Origin of the sequence: Roseomonas sp. CAU 1739 (assembly GCF_039839775.1) — a bacterium.
GTDB lineage: Bacteria > Pseudomonadota > Alphaproteobacteria > Acetobacterales > Acetobacteraceae > Neoroseomonas.
Genome location: NZ_JBDOQQ010000005.1, coordinates 154,141 through 176,117, shown reverse-complemented (window position 1 = coordinate 176,117; position 21,977 = coordinate 154,141). Strand labels below are relative to the sequence as shown.

The 21,977-nt window shown below is 70.6% G+C and carries 15 protein-coding genes; 9 read left to right on the top strand and 6 right to left on the bottom strand.

The features are described 5' to 3' along the window. The gene (locus AAFN86_RS10980) at positions 1 to 2,055 is read right to left on the bottom strand and encodes a hydantoinase/oxoprolinase family protein (protein ID WP_347543353.1); all 2,055 of its coding nucleotides are present in this window, start codon (positions 2,053 to 2,055) and stop codon (positions 1 to 3) included. 160 nt (positions 2,056 to 2,215) lie between these two features. Next, positions 2,216 to 3,859 (bottom strand): hydantoinase B/oxoprolinase family protein, encoded by a 1,644-nt coding sequence (locus AAFN86_RS10975; protein WP_347543352.1) that lies wholly within the window; start codon positions 3,857 to 3,859, stop codon positions 2,216 to 2,218. Between the two features lie 99 nt (positions 3,860 to 3,958). Here AAFN86_RS10975 and AAFN86_RS10970 point away from each other — a divergent pair, with 99 nt between their 5' ends. The 6 genes from AAFN86_RS10970 to AAFN86_RS10945 all read left to right on the top strand — a co-directional run bounded on the left by AAFN86_RS10970 (position 3,959) and on the right by AAFN86_RS10945 (position 9,325). Further along, complete coding sequence (locus AAFN86_RS10970) at positions 3,959 to 4,897, top strand: SMP-30/gluconolactonase/LRE family protein (RefSeq protein ID WP_347543351.1); 939 nt, start codon at positions 3,959 to 3,961, stop codon at positions 4,895 to 4,897. Between the two features lie 80 nt (positions 4,898 to 4,977). Further along, on the top strand, positions 4,978 to 6,108 hold the full coding sequence (locus AAFN86_RS10965) for an ABC transporter substrate-binding protein (protein ID WP_347543350.1): 1,131 nt from the start codon (positions 4,978 to 4,980) through the stop codon (positions 6,106 to 6,108). Between the two features lie 10 nt (positions 6,109 to 6,118). After that, positions 6,119 to 6,988, top strand: a complete 870-nt coding sequence (locus AAFN86_RS10960) for a branched-chain amino acid ABC transporter permease (RefSeq protein ID WP_347543349.1) — start codon at positions 6,119 to 6,121, stop codon at positions 6,986 to 6,988. Next, positions 6,985 to 7,860, top strand: coding sequence for a branched-chain amino acid ABC transporter permease (locus AAFN86_RS10955; protein ID WP_347543348.1), 876 nt, complete (start codon positions 6,985 to 6,987; stop codon positions 7,858 to 7,860). Before AAFN86_RS10960 ends, AAFN86_RS10955 begins: the two co-directional genes overlap by 4 nt. Then, positions 7,857 to 8,615 (top strand): ABC transporter ATP-binding protein, encoded by a 759-nt coding sequence (locus AAFN86_RS10950; RefSeq protein WP_347543347.1) that lies wholly within the window; start codon positions 7,857 to 7,859, stop codon positions 8,613 to 8,615. Before AAFN86_RS10955 ends, AAFN86_RS10950 begins: the two co-directional genes overlap by 4 nt. Further along, the gene (locus AAFN86_RS10945) at positions 8,612 to 9,325 is read left to right on the top strand and encodes an ABC transporter ATP-binding protein (RefSeq protein WP_347543346.1); all 714 of its coding nucleotides are present in this window, start codon (positions 8,612 to 8,614) and stop codon (positions 9,323 to 9,325) included. Before AAFN86_RS10950 ends, AAFN86_RS10945 begins: the two co-directional genes overlap by 4 nt. Positions 9,326 to 9,327: 2 nt before the next feature. On the opposite strand, the gene AAFN86_RS10940 is transcribed toward AAFN86_RS10945, so the two are convergent. Genes AAFN86_RS10940 through AAFN86_RS10930 form a run of 3 tightly spaced genes read right to left on the bottom strand, consistent with a single transcriptional unit; the run spans position 9,328 to position 12,676 of the window. Beyond that, positions 9,328 to 10,722, bottom strand: a complete 1,395-nt coding sequence (locus AAFN86_RS10940; protein ID WP_347543345.1) for an MFS transporter — start codon at positions 10,720 to 10,722, stop codon at positions 9,328 to 9,330. Then, positions 10,719 to 11,714: an NADPH:quinone oxidoreductase family protein gene (locus AAFN86_RS10935; protein ID WP_347543344.1), complete on the bottom strand. Its 996-nt coding sequence runs from the start codon at positions 11,712 to 11,714 to the stop codon at positions 10,719 to 10,721. Before AAFN86_RS10935 ends, AAFN86_RS10940 begins: the two co-directional genes overlap by 4 nt. Beyond that, complete coding sequence (locus tag AAFN86_RS10930; protein ID WP_347543343.1) at positions 11,711 to 12,676, bottom strand: tripartite tricarboxylate transporter substrate binding protein; 966 nt, start codon at positions 12,674 to 12,676, stop codon at positions 11,711 to 11,713. The genes AAFN86_RS10935 and AAFN86_RS10930 overlap by 4 nt, the downstream gene beginning before the upstream one ends. 65 nt (positions 12,677 to 12,741) lie before the next feature. Between AAFN86_RS10930 and AAFN86_RS10925 the strand changes: the two genes are divergently transcribed. Together AAFN86_RS10925 and AAFN86_RS10920 are read left to right on the top strand one after the other, a co-directional pair. Continuing rightward, positions 12,742 to 13,857, top strand: a complete 1,116-nt coding sequence (locus AAFN86_RS10925) for a CoA transferase (protein WP_347543342.1) — start codon at positions 12,742 to 12,744, stop codon at positions 13,855 to 13,857. Next, positions 13,857 to 15,113: a hydantoinase/carbamoylase family amidase gene (locus AAFN86_RS10920; RefSeq protein WP_347543487.1), complete on the top strand. Its 1,257-nt coding sequence runs from the start codon at positions 13,857 to 13,859 to the stop codon at positions 15,111 to 15,113. Before AAFN86_RS10925 ends, AAFN86_RS10920 begins: the two co-directional genes overlap by 1 nt. A 266-nt stretch (positions 15,114 to 15,379) precedes the next feature. On the opposite strand, the gene AAFN86_RS10915 is transcribed toward AAFN86_RS10920, so the two are convergent. Beyond that, positions 15,380 to 16,354 (bottom strand): tripartite tricarboxylate transporter substrate binding protein, encoded by a 975-nt coding sequence (locus AAFN86_RS10915; protein ID WP_347543341.1) that lies wholly within the window; start codon positions 16,352 to 16,354, stop codon positions 15,380 to 15,382. A 176-nt stretch (positions 16,355 to 16,530) separates the two neighbouring features. Between AAFN86_RS10915 and AAFN86_RS10910 the strand changes: the two genes are divergently transcribed. Beyond that, positions 16,531 to 21,633, top strand: a complete 5,103-nt coding sequence (locus AAFN86_RS10910) for an alpha-2-macroglobulin (RefSeq protein ID WP_347543340.1) — start codon at positions 16,531 to 16,533, stop codon at positions 21,631 to 21,633. Positions 21,634 to 21,977: the final 344 nt, after the last annotated feature.

The window sequence follows — 21,977 nt, the reverse complement described above, 5'->3', positions numbered from 1 at the left end:
TCAGCCGTCGCCGGGCAGCGTCACGACCAGCCAGCCGCGCCCATCCATGCGCGCGACATCGCCGGGCAGCAGCAGCACGGTGGTGGTGTCGCTCTCGATGATGGCCGAGCCGGCAACCTCCTGCCCGGGGGTGAGGGCACCGAAATCGAGCACCGGCAGGTCCTGTTCGACGCCAGCCAGCCGGGCTCGGCGGGTGGCGTAGGGCGCCGCCGCGTCGCGCCCGGCGGCGGCCTCCGGCGCCGACATCGGCGGCAGGCGACCGATCACCGCGAGGCGGGCATTGACCAGCACCACCTCCTCCTCGCGCAAGGCATAGGTGAACAGGCCCTGGTGCCGCGCGTGGAAGGCGTCCGTCACGCGCTGGGTCAGGCCCGGCGCGTCCCAATCCACACCCTCCAGCGGCACAGCGATCTCGAAGACCTGTTCGCCATAACGCATGTCGGCGGCGCGCTTCGTCTCGACCGCACCGCCGAACCAGGTGGCGACGCGGGCGCGACCCTCGGATTCCAGCCCGGTCCAGATGGTGCGTAGCGCGGCGTCGTCCGGCACGCCGCCGGTGTTGATCTCGCTGCGCGCCATCTCATAGCGCAGGTCGGTGTGCAGCATGCCCCAGGCGGACAGGCCGGCGGCGAAGACCGGCACGGCGACGCGGCGCATGCCGAGTTCCCGCGCCACCGCCGAGGCATGCAGCCCCGCCGCGCCACCGAAGGCGAGCAGCGTGAAGTCGCGCGGATCGACGCCGCGGCGGACGGTCGCGACGCGGATGCCATCGGCCATGCGGACATTGGCGAGGCGATGCACCCCTTCGGCCGTCGCCAATGCATCGATGCCCAGCGTCGCCCCCAATCGTTCGAAGGCGGCCAGCGCCCCGTCGCGATCGAGCTTGCGCGCGCCACCCAGGAAGTTGTCGGAATCGAGATACCCAAGCACCAGGTTTGCGTCGGTCACCGCCGGTTCCGTGCCGCCCTGGCCATAGGCAACCGGCCCCGGCACCGCGCCGGCGCTGCGTGGCCCGACCTGCAAGGTGCCGCTGGCCCCGACATGGCCAATCGACCCACCGCCCGCGCCCAGCGTGACGATGTCGAGGCTTTCCAGCGCGATGCGTTCCCCGGCCACGGTGCGGCCGCGGCCAAGCGCCGCCTCGCCATCCTGCACCAGGGCGATGTCGGTGGAGGTGCCGCCGACATCGAAGGTGATGAGGTCGTCGCCCAACCCGCGTTCGGCCAGCGCGACGCCCGCCGCGACACCGCCCGCCGGGCCGGACAGCGCCGTGCCCGCGGCAAGCCGCGCGGCTTCCTCCACCGGTGCGACGCCGCCATGCGACAGGATCACGAAGACTGGCCCGGTGTATCCCGCCTCCGCCAACCGCCCGCGCAGGCGCGCGAGGTAGCGCGACACGATCGGCCCGACATAGGCATTCACGCAGGCGGTCGAGAAGCGCTCGAATTCCTTGATCTGCGGCAGCACCTCGGCCGAGGTCGTCACGAACACCCCTGGCAGCGCGGCGCGCACGGCCTCGGCGGCTTCGCGTTCGTGGCTGTCATCACGCCAGGAATGCAGGAAGCAGATCGCCACCGCCTCGACCTGTTCGGCCTTCAGCGTCGCGATGGCGGCGTCGAGCGAAGCGCGGTCGAGCGCCGCCTCGACGCGACCATCCGGGCGGATGCGCTCGGCCACCGGCAGGCGTAGCCGGCGCGGCACCAGCGCGGGGGCAGCCGGCAGGCGCAGATTGTAGCGCTCGGGCTTCAGCCCCTCGCGCATCTCGATGACGTCGCGATGGCCCTCGGTGGTCAGCATCGCGACCTTCGCACCCTTGCGTTCCAGCAGGGCGTTGGTCGCGACCGTGGTGCCATGGACGATGCGCTCGGTGCGCGCAAGAAGGTCGGGCAGTGACAGCCCGAGGCGCTGCGCCAGCACGGCCAGGCCGGCGACGACGCCCTCGCTCTGGTCGGCCGGGGTGGAGGACGCCTTGGCAAGGGTCGTGACGCCATCCGCCGCAACGCAGACCACGTCGGTGAAGGTACCGCCGACATCGACGCCGATACGGTAGGTCATGCGCAAGATCCTGAAGCAAGAAAGGTCGGGGGAGAGAACTCCCCCGAGCCCCCTCCTTCTTTTGGCATCTGGCATTCACCGTCGAAGGTGGGGCGCCAATAGTCAGAAAAAGGAGGGGGGTTCGGGGGGAGTTCTCTCCCCCTGACCTTCTTCACCGCCCTCACAGCAATCCCTCCTCGGCATCGCGCGCACGCGCCGCCGGGTCGCGCTTTTCCGGTGGCCCCCAGCCGCCGCCGCCGCCGGCGCGCACATGCAGCACATCGCCCGGCGCGAGTGGAATGCCGACTTCCTTCGTCTTGAGGTCGCGCGAGGTGCCATCCGCCCGGTCCAACGTGTAGTGATGCGGCGCGCCGTCATGCCCGCCGAGCATTCCCGCCGCGCCGTAGCGCACGCCGTCGCCGGCGGTGTTCGCCACGGACGGACCATCGGTCTCCAGCCGCATCACCAACTCGCCGCCGAGGCCGCCGCGATAGGTGCCGTCCCCCGCGCTGCCGGGGCGGAATTCGTGCTTGCCGAAGAACAGCGGGAAGCGCGCCTCGGCCATCTCGACGGAGCCGAATTTCAGCCCACCGGCCGAATGCCATTCGCCCGCCGTGGACCAGCCATCGCCGCCCGAGGACCCGCCGCCGCCGGGCCGCGCGTGGAACAGGTGCCACACGAAGGACCGACCCGGCCGGCGCGCATCGCTGCCCTTGATCGCAACGCGGAAACGCCGCCCCCAGCCGCCCATCGCGCGTTCGGGGCAGGCATTCGCCAGCGCCTTGACCACGGCTTCGACGATCTCGTTCGAGCAGTGGGAGGTGCACATCGTCACCGGCGCACCTTCGCGCGGCAGCACGATGGTGCCCTCCTTGGCGACGATCTCGATGGGGCGGAAGCAGCCGTCGTTCTTGGCGACTTCCGGGTCGAGCAGGAAGGCGATTGCCATGCGCACCGCGCTCGCGGTGTTGGGCCAGGAGGAGTTGAGGAAGGAGGGCACCTGCGGCGCGGAGTCCGACAGGTCCACGGTGATCGCGTCGCCCGCCTTCGTCACCGTCGCGCGGATCGCGATGTCGTTGTTGCCGAAGCCGTCATCGTCGAGGAAGGCCTCGCCCTTCCATGTGCCATCCGTCCAGGTGGCGATGATGCGGCGTGCATGGGCTTCCGACAGAGCCAGGATGGCGGCGACGGCCGCCTCCGTCTCCCCCGCGCCGTGCTTGTCGAGCACGCTGAGCAGCCGCTTCTCGCCCAGATGCGCCGCGCCGATCATCGCCATCAGGTCGCCACGCACCTCGCGCGGCAGGCGCGTATTGGTGACGATCATGCGCACCAGGTCGGGCCGCGCGGTGCGATTCTGCCCCAGCAGGATCGGCGGCAGGCGCAACCCTTCCTGGAAGATCTCGGTGGCGGCGGGGTTGTAGGCGCCATGCGTGCCGCCGCCGATATCCGTGTGGTGCGCGCGCACCACCGAATAGAACATCAGCCGCCCCTCGGCGAAGACCGGCACGATGATGGTGAGGTCCGGCAGATGCGACCCGCCGTGATAGGGGTCGTTCAGCAGGTAGATGTCGCCATCCGAGATGCTGTCCCCGAAGGCATCCACCACCGCCTGCACCGCGAAGGGCATCGCACCGACATGGATCGGGATGTGGTCGGCCTGCGCCAGCAGCCGCGCGCCGCTGTCGCACAAAGCGATGGAGAAATCGCGCGAGGAGTTCAGGATCTGGGAATAGGCGGTGCGCAGCATCGCCTCCCCCATCTCCTCGACAATGGCGCGGAAGCGGTTGTCGAGGACGGAGAGCGTGACGGGATCTGGAGCGGTCATGACCGCGGAGCGTCTGTTGCACCGCACATGGCGTCAAGCCTTCGCAGCGCGCGCGGTCCGCGCCATCATCGCCCCCAACACCCAGGGGAAGAAGCCGCCATGACCGTCACCGTCGCCAATCCCGACCTGCGCATCGTCACCGAGGGGCTGCGCTTCCCCGAAGGCCCGGTCTGCATGCCCGATGGCTCGGTGGCGCTGGTCGAGATCGAATCCCGCCGCATCACCCGCGTGGCACAGAACGGTGCCAAGACCACCATCGCGACCGTGACCGGCGCGCCGAACGGCCTGGCGCTCGGCCCGAATGGCATGCTGTACGTCTGCAACAACGGCGGTTTCTCCTGGCATGAGGAACCTGGCCTGCTGCGCCCGGGCTTTCAGGCGCCTGATTATTCCGGCGGCCGGATCGAAACGGTCGACCCCGCGACCGGTGCGGTCGAGACGCTGATCCGCGCCGTCGATGGCCGCCCTCTGCGTGGCCCCAACGACCTGATGTTCGACAACCATGGCGGCTTCTGGTTCTCCGATCTCGGCAAGGTGCGCGCGCGCGACCGCGACCATGGCGGCGCGTACTGGGCCAAGGCCGATGGATCGGGCGCGGTCGAGGCCGCCTTCCCAGTCTTCGGCGGCGCCAACGGCATCGGAATCAGCCCTGACGGCAAGACGGTCTATGTCGCGGAGACCGAGACCGGCCGGTTGTGGGCCTGGGATGTGGAAGCGCCGGGGAAGTTGAAGAAGGAACCCTGGCCGTCGTCGAATGGCGGGCGGGTGCTGTGCCAGTTCCCCGGCTATCGCCGGCTCGACAGCCTGGCGATCGCGGCCTCGGGGAACATCATCGTCGCCACGCTGGTGGCAGGCGAGATCACCACCATCTCGCCTTCGGGTGAGATCCTGCGCGTGGTGAAGATGCCCGAGCGCATGCCGACGAATATCTGCTTCGGCGGGGCGGATATGCGCACCGCCTACATCACGCTTTCGACCAGCGGAAAACTGGTGGCAATGCAATGGGATGAACCGGGATTCCGCCTGCCGCACGGTTGACAGAACGGTCACTGCCAGCCGACGCTTAACAATATAAGCAGACCGGCGCCGCTGAAGGCGCCGTCTTGGGAGTGACATCCATGCCCGGTCCCGTGATCGGCCGTCGCGGCACGCTGGCCGCCGGCCTCGCCCTGCCCTTCATCCGCCCCGCCTTCGCCCAGCAGGCCGAACCCTATGTCATGGGCACGCTGTTCCCGATGAGCGGCCCCAACGCCGAATTTGGCGAGGCCTTCACGCGCGGCGCCCAGGTCGCACTCGGCCACATCGCCGCGGACAACATGCTGCGCCGACCGATCCGCCTGCAGGCGGAGGACACCCAGGCGCTGCCGCAGCCTTCCGTCGTTGCGATGAACAAGCTGGTCAATATCGACCACGCCCATTGGGTGCTGGTGTCCTGGACCGCGACCTCCAAGGCGGTCGCGCCCATCGGCGACCGTGCGCGCACCGTCATGGTCAATGGCGGCGGCGTGGGGCCGGACCTCGCGGGGCTCTCGCCCTATTTCTGGAACGTCATCGCGCTTGCGCATCTGGAAGTGCAAGTGATGGTGCCGTTCCTGGTGCGGCAGCGGAACGCGAAGCGCGTCGCGCTGATCTATGTGGACGACCCGCTGGGCGACGGCATCCTTGGCCAGCTGCGCACCGTGCTGCCGGCCAATGGCGGCGAGCTGGTCGGCAGCTTTTCCGTGCCGCGCGCCGCGCAGCAATTCGGCCCGGTGGTCGCGCGGGTGCGCCAGGCGCGGCCCGATGCGGTCTATGTCGCATCCTTCGGCGCGCAGAACGCGCAGATCGTGAAGGCGCTGCGCGACAACGGCGTGACTCAGACCATCTGTTCCTATTCCGCCTTCGGCATCGACAGCCTGCGCACCATGCCCGAGGCCGAGGGCGCGCTGTTCACCTCGCAGAAGCTGGACCTGACCGGTAGCCATGCGCTGACGCGGCGCTTCGCGGCGGACTTCCAGGCGCGCTTCGGCTCACCGCCGGTCGTCTATCACGCCAACTACTACAACGCGGCCTATCTGTTCGGGCTTCTGGCGAAGCAGATCGAGGCGGCGGGCGGCACGGTGAACGGCGATTCACTGCGTGCGGCGATGCTGGCGACGCGCAAATTCGACCTGGTCGGCGGCGAGGGCGAGTTCGACGAGCAGGGCAATATGCTCAACCAGATGCAGGTGAACGAGATCCGCGGCCAGCAATTCGTCCCGGTCGGCTGAACGCGGACCCATGCTTTTTCTGCAACTGCTGCTCAACGGGCTGCAGACCGGGGCGATCTACGCCCTGACCGCGGCGGGCTTCGCGCTGATCTTCGGCGCGACGAAGATCTTCCATGTCGCCCATGGCACCGCCTTCACCATCGCGGGCTACGCCTTCCTGTTCGCCTGGCGGGCGGGATGGCCCGGCTGGGCGGGGGCGGCGGCGGCCGTGGTCGCCGCGATGGTCTTCGGCATCGCCATGGAACGCTTCGTCTATCGCCCGATCCAGCGGCATGAAGGGTCGTTCTTCACGGTCTTCGTCGCCGCCTTCGGGGTGGGCATCGTGGTGCAGAACATCATCGGCATGATCGCCGGGCGCGGCTTCGCCACGGTGGACACGCCACTGTCCTTCTCTGCGGAGATCCTGCCGGACATCTTCGTCGCGCCGATGCTGTGGATCGCGCTGGTGACCGCGGCGGTGCTGTTCGCGGCCCTGACGCTGTTCCTCACGCGTCATCCGGCGGGCGTCGCGCTTCGTGCCTTGGCGCAGAACCCGGACCTGATCCGCACCTACGGGCTGTCGTCGAACGGGCTTTCGGTGCTGGCCTTCGCGATCGGGTCCGCGCTGGCGGCACCGGCGGCGATCGTCACCGTGATGACCACCGGATTGAACGAGGCGATCGGCCACCAGGTCATGTTGATCTCGATCGCCGCGACCATCGTGGGCGGCATCGGGTCCCTGCGCGGCGCGGCGTTGGCCGGGCTGATGCTCGGCATCGCCGAGAGCCTCGCGCTTCAGGTGGTCGATACGCAATGGGCGGAGGCGGTGTCCTTCCTCGTGCTGTTCGGCTTCATCATCTTCCGGCCGGCGGGGATCTTCGGCGTGGCGCAGACACGATGACCGCCTTCCTCATTAACCTGGCGACGCTGGCGGCGATCTCGGGGATCCTGGCGTCGACGCTGAACTTCATCGTCGGCTATGCGGGCATCTTCTCGGTCGCGCATGCGGTGTTCTTCGGGCTCGGTGCCTATGGCGGGGCGCAGGTAGCACTTCTGCTGGTGCCGAACCCCTTCCTGGCCTGCCTGGCGGCGGCGGTGATCGCGGGTGGGCTGTCGTTGTGCCTGGCGCTGCCGGCGCTACGGGTGCGCGGGGAGTATTTCGTCGCCGCCTCGCTGGGCCTGCAGATGGTCGCGGCGACGCTGTTCGCGGAACTCAAGCCGCTGACGGGTGGCATCGGCGGGCTGGTCGGCATTCCGCGGCCCGAGGTGTTCGGCATGGTTGTACCAGTGCTGCCGCTGGCATTGGTGGCGCTGGCGCTGATCCTGTGGGCCACGGCGCGGCTGCAGCGCGGCACCTTCGGCCGCACCCTGCAATCGATCCGCGATGCGGACAGCGCCGCGGAATCGCTCGGCAAGAACGTCAATGCGGCGAAGACGCTCGCCGTCGCCTTCGCCTGTGCCGGGGCGGGGATCGCCGGCGCGCTGTATGCGCTGCACCTGTCCTTCATCAACGTCGAATCCTTCACCCTCGACCAGTCGATCCAGATCATGGCCATGGTCATCATCGGCGGTGCCGGGACGCTGTGGGGTCCGCTGGTCGGCGCGGTGCTGCTGCTGTCGCTGCCGGCGGTGATCTCCTTCATCCCGTTCATCCCGCCCACCGAGGTCGGCGCCGTGCAGCAGATCATCTACGGCAGTGCGATGACGCTGCTGATGATCTTCCGCCCCGCCGGGCTGGTCGGCGATCTCTCCAAGGGAAAGTCCACGGCATGACCGAGGTATCGCTGCGCTGCGAGAACCTCGCCCGCGCCTTCGGCGGCGTGCAGGCGGTCGCGGGCGTATCGCTGTCGCTGCCCGCCGGCCAGGTCACCGCCCTGGTCGGGCCGAACGGGGCGGGCAAGACGACCACCTTCAACCTGATCACCGGCAATCTCCGCGCCGATTCCGGCACGGCGGAGATCCGCGGCAAGCCGATCATGGGGCTGAAGCCATGGCAGGTGGCCCGCCTCGGCGTCGCGCGGTCGTACCAGGATTTGCGCCTGTTCACGCATATGACGGTGCGCGAGAACGTGCTTGCCGCGACCGAGGTCTCCTCCTGGTTCTGGCAGCCCGGTGGGCGGCGCGCGCAGCAGCAGCGCGAACACCGCGCCGAGACCGCGCTGGAGGCGACCGGCCTCACCGATCTCGCCGATGCCCGTGCGGTCGACCTCGCCTATGCCGAGCGCAAATTCCTGTCGATGGCGCGCATCCTCGCGGCAGAGGCGGATATCTGGCTGCTCGACGAACCGGCCTCGGGGCTCGACCTCGCCTCCCGCATCCGCTTCGGCGCGCTGCTGAAGGAAGCGCAGACGCGCGGCGTGGCGATCTGCCTGATCGAGCACAATCTGGACGTGGTGGTGGAATTGTCGAACCGCATTGCCTTCCTCGACCAGGGCAAGGTGCTGGCAGAAGGCGAACCGCAGGCCATCCTCAAGGACCCCGCCCTCGCCGCGATCTATTTCGGCGACCGGCCGCAGGAGGCTGCGTGACCACCAACGCAATCGAGGCCATCGGCCTGTCCGCCGGCTATGGTGGGCGGGAAGTGCTGCAGGATGTCTCCCTCAAGCTCAAGGCCGGCGAGATCCTGTGCATGATCGGCCACAACGGCGCCGGCAAGTCGACGCTGCTGCGCGTGCTGTTCGGGCTGCATCGCCCTTCCGGCGGCAGCACCCGCGTGTTCGGCGAAACCCCGCCCAACTACACCCCCGCCGCGCTGGGGGCGGCCGGTATCGCGCTGGTGCCCGAAGGCCGCGGCGTCTTCCCCGATTTGACGGTGGAGGAGATCTTCGGCCTCGCCCTGTGGTCGGCGGGCGTGCCGAAATCCGGCCAGCGCGAACGCATCGAGGAAGTGCTGGACGTCCTCCCACGCATCAAGGAATTCCGCACGCGGCGGGCCGGCACGCTGTCCGGCGGGCAGCAGCAGATGGTGTCGATCGGCCGGGCGCTGCTGACGCGCCCACGCGCGCTGCTGCTGGATGAACCGTCGATCGGCCTTGCACCCAAGCTGTTCCAGGACCTGATCCGCCCGATCGCGGCACTCCGCGAATCGCGCGGCATGGCGATCCTGCTGGTCGAACAGAATGTGCGCGAAGCCTTCGCGGTGTCCGACCGCGTGCTGGTGATGCGCTCCGGCAAGTTCATCTTCGAGGGCGCGCCGAGCGAACTGGACGACCATGCGAAACTGATGGAGCTGTTCTGACCTCAGCGATTATGCCCGGACACTTCCTCACCCGCATCCGCCGCCAGTCGCGCATGCAGCGGCACCGACATCAGCACGACCACCGCCGCCACCAGGAAGCCACGGGAGAAATCCACCGGCAGCAGGTCCACCCGGCCCGCCAGGGAGGATGACACCTCCAGCGTCGCCGTCGCCAGCACCACCCCGAGCGCCGGCGTCAATTGCTGCAACGTGCCGTAGAAGGCGGTCGCCGCCGACATCCGCTCGGATGGCACCTCGGCGAAGGCTAGCGTGTTCATCGCCGTGAACTGCAGGCTACGCGCCAGCCCGCCCGCGGCCAACAATGCGAAGATCGCGATGGATGGCCAACCCGGCCCCACCAGGGCCAGTGCCGCAATGCCGATCGCCGCCACCACGCCATTGGACATCAGCGCCCCGCGGAAGCCGGTGCGCCGCAGCAGCGGCCGCACCAGCGGCTTCATCGCGAAGGCGCCCAGCGCCGTGGCGAAGGAGACGAGGCCGCTCTGCGACGCGCTCATCCCGAAGCCGATCTGCAGCATCACCGGGATCAGGAACGGCACCGCGCCCGCCCCGCTGCGGAAGATGCTGCCCGCCATCGCCGCGTCGCGGAAGGTCGCCAACGACAGCAGCGAAAGGTCCACCGCCGGGCGCGGCACGCGCCGGCAGTGGCGGACCGCGAAGACCCCCGCCACCAGCCCCAGCGCCAGCCCGGCCCAGGATACCGCGGCGGGCACGACGTGCCGGCCCACCGTCTCCAGCCCGAACATCACCAGCGCCAGCGCCGCCCCGGTCAGGGCGAGGCCCACCACGTCCGGCGGCCCCATCTTGAGCGGCGGCACATGCGGGATCTTCCACGCCACCAGCGCGAAGCCGATCAGCCCGATCGGCACATTGATCCAGAACACCGATCGCCAGGACCACAGATCCGTCAGGATGCCGCCGACCGGCGGCCCCGTCACCGGGCCGAGCAACGCCGGCATGGTCAGCCAGGCCATCGCCGAGAGCATGTCCTTCTTCGGCACCTCCCGCAGCAGCAGCAGCCGCCCGACCGGCACCATCATCGCCCCGCCAATGCCTTGCAGGATGCGGCAGGCGATCAGCTCGCCCAAGCCCTGCGAACGCCCGCACAGCACCGAGGAGAAGACGAAGACCAAGATCGCCAGCATGAAGATGCGCTTCGCGCCGAAGCGGTCGGCAATCCACGCGGAAAAAGGGATGAAGACCGTCAGCGCCACGAGGTAGGAGGTGATCGCCGCGCCGAGCCGGGACGGATCCTCGCCGAGGTCCCGCGCCATCGACGGCAGCGCGGTGGCCAGCACCGCGCTGTCGAGATTCTGCATGAACAGCGCCGAGGCGACGATCAGCGCGATGCCGCGATGGTCGCGCGCCGCGGTCACGGTCGCAGCACCACGCGCCCGGCGCTGCGCCGTCCGCTCACCTCGGCCATCGCCTCGCGGAACCGGTCCAGCGGAAAGCCGGCATGCACTTCCGGCTTCAGCGCGCCCGCCTGCCACCAGCCCATCAGCTGCGACCACAAGGCCCGCGCGCGCGGCGCATGGGCCCGGCGATGATCCCCCGGCGACCAGCCGACATAGGTCCCCCAATTCACCCCGGCGACGGCGATGTTCTTCAGCAGCAGGATATTCGCCGCCACCGTCGGGATGCCGCCGCCGGCGAAGCCGATCACCACGAGGGTCCCGCCATCGCCGAGACAGCGCAGGCTGTCATCGAAGGCCGGCCCGCCGATCGTGTCCAGCACGCAGGCCACGCCCTGCCCGGCCGTCGCGTCCCTTGCCGCATCCCGGAACGACGCGGCGCTGTCCAGCACCACATCGGCGCCGCGGTCGCGCAGCAGCCCATGCTTGGCCGCACCGGCGCGGGCGATGACCCGACATCCCATGGCCTTGGCGATCTCGACGCCAGCCAGGCCGACGCCACCGGCCGCGCCATGCACCAGCACCCAGTCGCCGGGCGACAGATGCGCCCGCCACAACAGCCCCGCCCCGGCGGTGGGGTAGGAGATCGGGAAGGCGACCGCCGCTTCGGCCGGCAGCCCCTCGGGGATGGCGATGACGTGGATGTCGTCCGCCACCACCTCCTCGGCATAGCCACCCCAGTCGAGCACGGCGAAGACGCGCGTGCCGGGCGGCGGCGCATCGGCATCCGGCGCGGCCTCGACCACCGTGCCGACCACCTCGGTGCCGGGGATGAAGGGCAGCGGCGGGCGGCGCTGGTACTTGCCCTCGACGACCAGCTGCGTGGCGAAGGACACGCCCGATGCCTCGATGCGGATACGGACCCCGCGCGGGCGCATGGGCGGGGCCGGCACCTCCTTCAACTCCAGCGCATCGAAGGGGCGCCAGGATTCGCAGATGACCGCGCGCATCATTCCATCCGGATATTGGCCGAGCGCACGATGGCGCCGAACTTGTCGTACTCGCTGCGGCAGAAGGCGGCAAAATCGGCCGGCGAGTCGGCGACCGGATCGGCCCCCAGCGTCGCGAGCCGCGCTCGCACCTCACTATCCTGCACCGCCACCGCCACCGCGCGCTGCAGGCGTTCGGCGATCGCCATCGGCGTGCGCGGCGGCGCCCAGAAGCCATACCATGTCGAGATGACAAGGTCCGGGAACCCCGCCTCGGCCGAGGTCGGCAGGTCGGGAAACACCGTGATCCGTCGCGCGTTCAGCGCCGCGAGCGGCCTCAACAACCCGTCCCGCACCGCGCCAGCGCCGGCCGGCACGCTGTCGAACATCACCTGGACATTGCCCGCGATCAGGTCCTGGATCGCCGGCCCGGCCCCGCGATAGGGAATGTGGACGATGTCCACGCCGGCGATCTGCTTGAACATCTCCCCCGCCAGGTGCTGCGCCCCGCCGATCGAGGAGGAGGCGTAGCTCACCCGCCCCGGGTTGGCCTTCGCATGATCCGCCAGTTCGCGCAGGGACCGCACCGGCAGGCGCGGGTTCACCAGCGCCACCAGCGGCACCATCGCGATGTTCGTCACCGGCGTGAAATCGTTGAGCGCATCGTAGGGCAGGTTGCGGTTGATGTGCGGGATGATGACATGGGCCGAGGCATTGACCAGGATCACCTGGCCATCCGGCGCGGCACGCGCGACCTCCGCCGAGCCGATCGTCCCCGACGCGCCCGGCTTGTTCTCGATCACCAGCGGCTGCCCGAGTTCCTGCTGTGCGCGCTGCGCCGCAACGCGCCCCACAAGGTCGGTGGGGCCTCCGGGCGGGTAGGGCACGATGCAGCGCACCGGCCTGCTGGGCCAGTCCTGCGCCAGCGCCGGCAGCGCGATCGGCGCGAGCATCAGTCCCAACGCGGCCCGGCGGCTGATCCTCATGGCGTCCTCTTCCCATTGCGTCGCTTCGCGTCAGGATAGGCCCGGAACGCGCAGGAGGAAACGCGATGGATGAGGCGATGCGACCCTACAAGGGATTGCGCGTGCTGGATGCCGGCCAGGGCATCGCCGCGCCCTATTGCGCCATGATGCTGGCGGCCTGCGGCGCGGATGTCATCAAGCTGGAACCGGCCGAAGGCGACTGGTCGCGCGGATTGGGCACGGCCAAGGATGGCGTCTCAGTGATGACGGTGTCCTTCAACCGTGGCAAGCGGTCGGTGGTGCTCGACCTGAAATCGCCCGAGGGGCGCGCGGCGGCGGCGAAGCTGGCGGCCGGCGCCGATGTGCTGATCGAGGCCTTCCGCCCCGGTGTCGCCGCGCGCATCGGCCTGGGGCCGGAAAATGCGAAGCCCGATGCCGTCTGCCTGTCGATCTCCGGATTCGGCCAGACCGGCCCGTATTCCGAGCGGCCCTGCACGGATTCCGTCGCGCAGGCCTTCTCCGGCCTCGTGGCGCTGAACGACGGCGCGGATGGCGTGCCGCATAAGGTCGGTGCCTTCGTCTCGGACATGGCGACCGGGATCTATGCCTTCTCGGCCGTGCAGGTGGCTTTGGCCGCGCGCGCGCAGGACACCACGCCGCGCCGCCGCGTCATCGACATGTCGCTGATGGCCGCATCCTCCAACCTGCTGATGCAGCAGATCGGCGAATGGGGCGTGCAGGGCAAGCCGGCCGCGCCGCCCAATGCGCCGGCCGGCGCCTATCAATGCTCGGATGGTGCCTGGGTGATGGTCACGCTGGTGCGCGAAGCAGAATGGCTGGCCATCGCCGAGGTGCTCGGTATCCAGGACGCCGCGCGCGATCCGCGCTTCGCGACCTTCCCGCTGCGCTGGGAAAACCGCGAGGCATTGTACGCCATCGTCCGCGCGGCCTTCATCAAGCGGCCCTCCGCCGAATGGGTGAAGCTGCTGCAGGGCGCGCGGCTGCTGGCGGATCGCGTCAACACGCCGCTCGACTGGCTGTCGAACGAGCATGTCGTCGCATCCGGCGCGGTGACGCGCGTGCAGCAGCCACAACTTGGGGAAGTGCCGCTGCCTGCGCTGCCGGGCCTTGGCCATTGGCATGCCCTGGCGCCCACGCTCGGCCAGCACACAGCCGAGGTGCTGGCCGAGATCGGCGCGTGATGCTCGCCGCCGCCATCGCCGCCGAGCAGCCGCGCGTCGCGGCCTGGCTCGACCGGCTGGCGGCGATCGGCGCCGATCCGCCCGGCATCACGCGCCACGCCTTCGACGATCGCGAGAACGCCGCCCATGCGCTCGCGATCGCCGAGGCCGAGCGCCTCGGCTTCGAGGTGACGCGCGACGCGGCGACGAATCTCTATCTCACCTGGCCGGGCACGGATCGCACGGCGCCGCGGATCATGCTGGGGTCGCATTTCGACAGCGTGCGCCATGGCGGGAATTTCGACGGCGCGGCGGGGGTGCTCGCGGCAATCGCCGCCGTCTCCGCGCTGCGTGCGACGGGCTTCACACCGCGCGCCGACATCACCATCGCCGCCTTCCGTTGCGAGGAAGCGGTGTGGTTCGGCCTCGGCCTGATCGGTAGCCGCGCCGCGCTCGGCATCCTGCCGCCCGACGCGCTGGATCGCCGCCGCGCCGATACCGGGCTGACGCTGGCCGAACACATCACCCGCTGCGGCGGCGACCCATCCGGCATCGCGCCGGGCCGCCGCCTGCTGCCGGACGGGCCGATCCGCTGCTTCCTCGAAGCCCATATCGAACAGGCGCCGAGCCTGATCGAGGCCGGGCTGCCGCTGGCCGTCTGCACCGGCATCCCCGGCAATATCCGCCACGCCGCCATCCGCATCACCGGGGAGGACGCGCATGTCGGCCTGCCGCGCCGCTTCCGCCATGACGCGGCACTGGCGGGTGCCGATCTGTTCTGCGCGCTCGACGCGCTATGGGCCGCGGAAGAAGCCGCAGGCCGCGCCATGGCGATGACCATCGGGCGCTTCCACACGGACACGACGAAGCACGAACTCACGGTCGTCGCCGGCGACTTCACGCTGTCGCTCGACCTGCGCGCCTATGACGCCGCGCATCTCGCCGCGTTGGAACGGCGCCTGCACGCCATCGTCGCAGAGGTCGCCGAGCGGCGCAGCGTGACGATCGACCTCGGCCCGCGCAACGCCGCGCCGGTCGGCCCCTGCGACGCAACGCTGCAAAGCGAACTCGCCGAGGCCGCCGCGCGCATGGGGATCGCGACCATGCCGCTTGGGTCACCAGCATCGCATGACGCGGCGAACTTCGCCGCCGCCGGCATCCCGACCGGGCTGCTGCTGATCCGCAATGCGCATGGCAGCCACAATCCGCGCGAGGCGATGGACACCGCCGACCTGATGGCGGCCGCAGCGACGTTTGCTGAGTTGTTGCGCGGGTGAAGGTTGGAGGGGCCCTGCCCCTCCAAGCCACCCCGCCAGGGACCAACGGGTCCCTGGACCGCGGGAAATTGGCACCAGGATGTGGAAGGGTGATTCGGGCATGGCACCAGGCTGAATCCTGGGCGCCGGGCACGGCGCATTCCTCTGCGGTCGAAACCCACCGCGGTGCCCCACGCCAGGTCGAGGTTCCCAAAGGCCTTAAGCCTTTGGTGGGGGCGTGAGGCACTGCCTCACGCGGAGAGGGAAAAGCCCTCTCCGGTGCCACCTCAGGACGGCTGAATCCCCAGCTTGCGCACCAGCGCCCCATAGACCTCGCGCTCCCGCACCAGGCGGTTGGCGAAAACCTCGCCGCGCTCGAAGGTCGGCGCCATGCTCATCAGCGCCATACCCTGCGCGGCGGAAGGCAGCGCCAGCGACTCCCCGATGGCGGAAGCAAGCCGGTCGACGATCTCCGGCGGGGTGCCCGCCGGCGCCATCACGCCGTACCACGGCACCGCCAGCGCGCGCGGATGACCGGCCTCGGCCAATGTCGGCACATCCGGCAGGTCGGGGTTGCGGCGTTCGGCGATGGTCGCGATGGCGACGGCCCGGCCGTCGCGCACCGCCGGCAGCGCCACCGCATCGAACAGCAATTGCACCCGCCCGCCGAGCAGGTCGGTCAGCGACGGCGCGGAACCGCGATAGGGGACGTGCTCGATGCGGATGCCGGTCGCATCGGCGAAGAGTTCCCCCGACAACTGCGTGATGGTGCCGTTGCCGGCCGAACCGAAGCGCAGCGCGTTGGGATTGGCGCGGGCATAGGCGATCAGCCCGGCCACATCACGGAACGGCACCGACGGATTGGCCGCGACGACGCCATAGGCAAAGGACGTCATCGCCACCGGCGTGAAGGCGGTCGCGGGGTCGAAGGGCAGGTTCATCACGTGCTGCGCGATCACCATCACCGCCGTCGGGAAGGCGAGGAAGGTGTGCCCGTCCCGCGCCTGCGACACGTATTGCGCGCCGATCGTCCCGCCCGCGCCGGCGCGGTTCTCGATGATGATGGGCTGGCCGAGGATGCGCTGCATCGGTTCGGCGATCGGGCGGATCGACAGGTCGGTCGTCCCGCCCGGCGGATAGGGTGCGACCATGGTGATCGGCCGGTTCGGCCAGGCGCCCTGGGCGTGCAGGGCGCGTGGCGCGGCCAGCAGCGTGGTTGCGGCCAGCAACGGCCGCCGCCGGATCAGCGTGATGATCGGCATCTCGTCCTCCCATTCCCCGCCCTGCGGGTGGGGTTGGCGGCAAGGCTAGACCCCAGGGCGGCCGGAATGAAATGCTTCACACATCTCGCGCTTGCGTCATCGCCTCCTCCGATGCGCGGCGCCGCGCGGCATGTCATGCTGGTTCGCCGCGCGAACTGAACCCGGAAACGCCCCTCATGCGCCTCATCCGCCTGCTGCTGGTCCTCGCCCTCGCCCTGCCCGGCGCAGTGGTGGCGCAAACCTTCGATCTGCCGGGGCTGGGCCGCGATTCCGGCGCCTATCAGCAGGAGATGCAGCGCCGCTTCCCCGCCGGCGGGTCGCCGCAGCAGCGCCTGGCCGCCGAACAGCGGGCCCAGCAGGCCGAAGCCCGGCGCGACTTCGCCGCCGCCGCCACGGCGTGGGAAGAACGGATCGGCATGGGGCAGCCCAATGGCGATCATTGGCTCGCACTCGCCCAGGCGCAGATCAACCGCACCCCGCCGCAGAATCCCCGCGCGCTCCAGGCCGCCTGGCGCGCCTTCCAACTCGCCCCCTATGGCGAGCCGGAGATCGCGCCCCTGCTGGTGATCGCCGAGGCGCTGCGCCGGATGGATCGCCCGGTGCAGCAGATCGAGGCGCTGGAAGCCATCCTGGAACGCACCGACAGCCCGGAATACCGCCAGCGGCTCGAAGCCGCGCGCCGCGCCGCCGGGATGCTGGTCCGTCGCGTCACGCCGGAAGCCGATGCCGAACCGGCCCGCGCCTGCCTGACCTTCACCAACCCGCCGGCGCGCCGCACCGACTGGAATCCCGGCGACTGGATCCGCGCCGACCCGCCGATCCCTTCCATCGCGGTGGAGCGCGAGGGCGACCAGCTCTGCATCGCCGGCCTGCCCTGGGGGGCCACCACGCGTCTGATCCTGCGCGCCGGCCTGCCGGGAGAGGACCGCCAGAACCTGCGCCAGGAAACCACCGTCGGCATTGCCATGCCGAACCGCGACCCGCGCATCGCCTTCGACACCCGCGCCTTCATCCTGCCGCGCGGCCAGGAACCGCGCGTGGGTGTGGCCACCATCAACATCAATGCCATGACGATGCGCGTGGTGCGCGTGGCCGAACGCAACCTGGTCCCGCTGCGCCGCGACTGGACGCCGGGGGAGGCGCTGGAATCCTATTCCGCCGACACGATCAGCGACGATATGGGCCGCATCCTGTGGGAGGGCCGCGCCGAGTTGCGCGGCGTGCAGGCCAATCGCACCCTGCGCTCGATCCTGCCGCTGCCGGATGTGCTGCGCAGCGCCGGACCCGGTGCCTACCTGATCGTGCTGCGCAACGCCGACGCCCGGCGCGGCGGCGGCGAGACGGCTGCACTGCCCTTCTTCGTCACCGATATCGGCCTGACGGCGTGGCGCGGCGCGGATGGCATCGCGGTGCAGGCGCGCAGCCTGCAATCCGCCGCAGTGACCACCGGGCTGCGCGTGATGCTGATGGCGCGCAACAACGAGATCCTGGCCGAGGCGCGCACCGATGCGGATGGCCTTGCGCGGTTCCCGGCGGCGCTGATGCGCGGCACCGGCCCGCTTGCGCCCGTCGCGGTGCATGCGGAAACGGCGGACGACCTCGCCGCGCTGTCGCTCGAAGCCGCCTCCTTCGACCTGTCCGACCGAGGCGCCACCGGCCTGCCGCAGCCGGGGCCGGTCGATGCGTTCCTGTGGCTCGACCGCGGCATCTTCCGCCCCGGTGAGACGGTGAATGCCGCCGCGCTGATCCGCGACCCGGCGGGCCGCCCGCTCGACCTGCCGGTGCGCCTGCGGCTGCGCCGGCCGAACGGCCAGGTCGCCGCCGAATACGTCCCGCCCCGCCAGGATGGCGGTGCGATCTACTGGCCGGTGCGGCTGTCGGCCGGCGCCACCTTCGGCGTCTGGACGCTGGAGGCGCTGACCGACCCCGATGCGCCACCGGTTGGCCGCACCACCTTCCGCGTCGAGGCCTTCCTACCCGAACGACTGGACGTCACCGCCGGCCCTGTCCCCGGCCCGCTGGTGCCCGGCCAGAACCTGGCCGTGCCGGTCACGGCGCGCTTCCTGTATGGCGCGCCAGGCGCCGGCCTGTCCGGTCAGGCGGAGATGCGCCTGCTAACCGACCCGGAGCCCTTCGAGGCCTGGCGCGGTTGGCGATTCGGCCTCGCCCAGGAACAATTCGCCCCGGACCTCATCACCTTCGAGATCCCCGAGACCGACGACCAGGGCCGCACGACGCTGATGCTCGACCTGCCGGCCGCACCCGACACCACGCGCCCGGTGAAGGGCGAGGTCAGCGTGTCGATGAACGAACCCGGCGGGCGGGAGACGCGCACGCGCTTCACCGTGCCGGTGCGCGCCCGTGGCACGCTGCTGGCCGTGAAGCCGGCCTTCGAGAACGACGCCATCGATGCCGGCGCCGAAGCCGCCTTCGACATCGCCGCGGTCTCGCCGGAAGGCCGCGCGGTGCCCGCCACGCTGCGCGCGCGCCTGGTGCGTGAGCGTCCGAACTGGCGCATCGTCGTGCGCGGCTCCATCGCGCGTTGGGAGACCGTGTGGCGCGACGAGCCGGTGGACGCGCAGGAGATCCGCGTCACCGCGCAGCAGCCCGCCCGCTTCGCCCGCTCGCTGCCCTTCGGCCGCTACCGGCTGGAGGTGACCGATGCGAACGGCCTCGGCATCACCTCCATCCGCTTCCGCGCCGGCTGGGCTGGCGTGGAAAGTGCCGAGATCCCCGACCGCGTGGACGTCGCCGCCGACCGGCGGTCCTACATGCCCGGCGACACCGCGCGCATCCGCATCACCCCGCCCTTCGCCGGCCGCGCCGCCGTGACGGTGATGACCGACCGGCTGGTGTCGGTGCGCGACATCCAGGTCGCCGAGGGCGGAACCGAGATCGAGGTTCCCGTCGATGCAGCCTGGGGCCCTGGCGGCTATGTCGCCGTCACCGTGTTCCGCCCCGGCCAGGCGCGGTCCGGCCAGCCCGGCCGCGGCCTCGGCCTCGCCTGGGTCGGGCTGGACCCGGCACCCCGCACGCTCGGCGTCGCCGTCGATGCCCCCGCGCTGGTGCGGCCGCGCCAGCGTGTGGACGTCCCGGTGCGCGTGACCAACGCCGCCGGCCCGGTGCAACTGACCCTCGCCGCGGTGGATGAAGGCATCCTGCGCCTGACCAATTTCGCCAACCCTGATCCGATGGCGCATTTCCTCGGACGGCGGCGCCTCGGTGTCGATATCCGCGACGATTACGGCCGGCTGATCGCGCCCGCCGAGGGCGAACTCGCCCTGCTGCGCCAGGGTGGCGACGAATCCGATGGCGCCGACGCGCTCCAGCCGCCGCAGCGTCTCGTCTCGCTGTTCTCCGGCGTAGTGCGCGCCGGGCCGGATGGCGTGGCGATGGTGCCGCTCGACATCCCGGACTTCGCCGGCGAATTGCGCCTGATGGCGGTGGCCTGGGAAGGCACGCGCGTCGGCGCCGGTGCGCGGGCGATGACGGTGCGCGACCAGGTGGTGGCGGAAGCGCTGCTGCCGCGCTTCCTCGCCCCGGGCGACGAGGCGCGGCTGTCGGTCCTGCTGCACAACATCGAATTGCCGGCGGGCGAGATCGTCGCCGAGCTCACCGCGACCGGCGGCCTCGCCATCAACGGGCCGACGCGCCTCGCGGCGAACCTCGCCACCGGCGCGCGTGCGCAGCCCTTCACCACGCTGCGCGCGACCGAAGGTGGCGAAGGCGTGCTTCGCCTTGCCGTCAGCGGCACGAACGGCTTCCGCGTCGAACGCGAAAGCCGCATCACCATCCGCTCCTCTCGTCCGCGCATCACGCAGGTCGCCGGCGCCGAACTGCCGCCGGGGGTTGAACTGCCGCTCACCGTCCCGGTGGATCGCTTCGTCAATGGCGCCTGGCGGGCCACCGCCTCCTTCGGCGCGGTCGTGCGCTTCGACGTCGCGGCGATGCTGCGCGCGGTGGAGGACTTCCCCCTCGCCTGCCTCGAGCAATCGGCGTCGCGCGCGCTCGCCCTCTCCGCCGGGCTCGCCGGCGAAGCCGATCCCGAACGCGCCATCCGCCTGCAGCGTGCGGTGGACGCCATCCTCGACCGCCAGCGCTTCGACGGATCCTTCTCCATGTGGAGCGCCAATGGCGAGGCGCAGCAATGGCTCACTCCCTATGCCGTGGAAGCGCTGCTGCGCGCCCGCACCGCCGGCGCCACGGTGCCCGACGGTGCGCTGCGCGAGGCGCTGCGCTTCCTCGACGACGCCATCGAGGACACGGCCGCCGACACGCCCGAGGAACGCGCCGCGCAGGCCTATCGGCTCTACGCCCTTGCCCTGGCCGGCCAGCCGCGCCTGGGCGCAGCGCGCCGGCTGATGGAATCGCTCAACGACCTGCCGACGCAGCTCTCCCGGGCGCAGCTCGCCGCCACCTTCGCGCGCGGCGGCGACACCGTGCGGGCGGAACAGGCCTTCACCGCCGCGCTGGCCGCCACCGGCCGGCGCTTCTGGTTCTTCGACTACGGCAGCGCGCCGCGCGATGCGCTGGCGACGACCGCGCTTTTGCGCGAAAGCGGGCTGATGGCCGACCGCCTGACTCAGGCCATGTCGGTGCTGCCCGGCGCGGACTTCACGCCGATGCGGTCCAGCACGCAGGAACAGGCCTGGGCGGTGTTGGCCGCGCAGGTGCTGGGCCAGGGCACGCGCGCCGCCAGCGTCGCTGTGAATGGGTCCGCCCTGCCGCCGCGCCCGGTGGTGGTCACGCCCCTGACCGCATCGGGCACCGCGCGCAACCTCGGCAGTGCGCCAGTCTGGCAGGCGGTGTCGATCACCGGCATCCCGCGCGAGGCCCTGCCCGCCGCGCGCGAGGGCTTCCGCGTCACCCGCCGCTTCTTTGCCCTGAACGGCGAACCGCTGAACCTCGACACGCTGGCGCAGAACACCTCCTTCATCCTGCTGATGGAGTTGCGGTCCGAGACCAACGACCGGCATGAGGCGATGCTGACGCAGGGGCTGCCCGCGGGGTGGGAAATCGCGTCCCGCCTGCCGGCCGGCGACATCGCCGGCATGCCGTGGCTCGGCACGCTGACGGAAGTGGACAGCCAGCCGGCGCTGGACGACCGGTACGCAGCGGCCGTGACGATCACCCAGGCCCGTCCCTTCGCGCGCATCGCGGTGCGGCTGCGGGCGGTGACACCAGGCGCGTTCGAACTGCCCGGTGCGGAAGCGCAGGACATGTACCGGCCGGGGATCTTCGCCCGGCAGAACACGGCGCGGATTACGGTGCTGCCGTGAACCCGGCGGGCGGCCACTGGAGGGGCGCTGCCCCTCCAGACCATCGATCATCGACCCCGTGCCGGGGACGATGATCGGCTTTTGGACGCCTCAATCGCCGGCGCGCACATCCGTGCGCTTGGCTTTCGCGCCACGCACTGTCGCGCCGGGGCCGGCGGCTGGTCTGGGCGCGGTCGCGCCTTGCGCTCCCGGCCCGATGCTCGGCATCGGTCCAAACGGTCATGCGCCGCCGGGCGCGCGGCTCGATTTTCGCGGTCATTCCGCCTGCCATACCCGACACCAGGAAACCCGCATTCCAAAGGCCCGTTGGCCTTTGGTGGGTGAGGTCCGGAGAGGGCAAAGCC

Coding starts and splice junctions, on each gene's coding strand:
- AAFN86_RS10980 (WP_347543353.1), bottom strand. CDS start 2,055: ATGACCTACCGTATCGGCGTCGATGTCGGCGGTACCTTCACCGACGTG.
- AAFN86_RS10975 (WP_347543352.1), bottom strand. CDS start 3,859: ATGACCGCTCCAGATCCCGTCACGCTCTCCGTCCTCGACAACCGCTTC.
- AAFN86_RS10970 (WP_347543351.1), top strand. CDS start 3,959: ATGACCGTCACCGTCGCCAATCCCGACCTGCGCATCGTCACCGAGGGG.
- AAFN86_RS10965 (WP_347543350.1), top strand. CDS start 4,978: ATGCCCGGTCCCGTGATCGGCCGTCGCGGCACGCTGGCCGCCGGCCTC.
- AAFN86_RS10960 (WP_347543349.1), top strand. CDS start 6,119: ATGCTTTTTCTGCAACTGCTGCTCAACGGGCTGCAGACCGGGGCGATC.
- AAFN86_RS10955 (WP_347543348.1), top strand. CDS start 6,985: ATGACCGCCTTCCTCATTAACCTGGCGACGCTGGCGGCGATCTCGGGG.
- AAFN86_RS10950 (WP_347543347.1), top strand. CDS start 7,857: ATGACCGAGGTATCGCTGCGCTGCGAGAACCTCGCCCGCGCCTTCGGC.
- AAFN86_RS10935 (WP_347543344.1), bottom strand. CDS start 11,714: ATGATGCGCGCGGTCATCTGCGAATCCTGGCGCCCCTTCGATGCGCTG.
- AAFN86_RS10930 (WP_347543343.1), bottom strand. CDS start 12,676: ATGAGGATCAGCCGCCGGGCCGCGTTGGGACTGATGCTCGCGCCGATC.
- AAFN86_RS10925 (WP_347543342.1), top strand. CDS start 12,742: ATGGATGAGGCGATGCGACCCTACAAGGGATTGCGCGTGCTGGATGCC.
- AAFN86_RS10920 (WP_347543487.1), top strand. CDS start 13,857: ATGCTCGCCGCCGCCATCGCCGCCGAGCAGCCGCGCGTCGCGGCCTGG.
- AAFN86_RS10915 (WP_347543341.1), bottom strand. CDS start 16,354: ATGCCGATCATCACGCTGATCCGGCGGCGGCCGTTGCTGGCCGCAACC.
- AAFN86_RS10910 (WP_347543340.1), top strand. CDS start 16,531: ATGCGCCTCATCCGCCTGCTGCTGGTCCTCGCCCTCGCCCTGCCCGGC.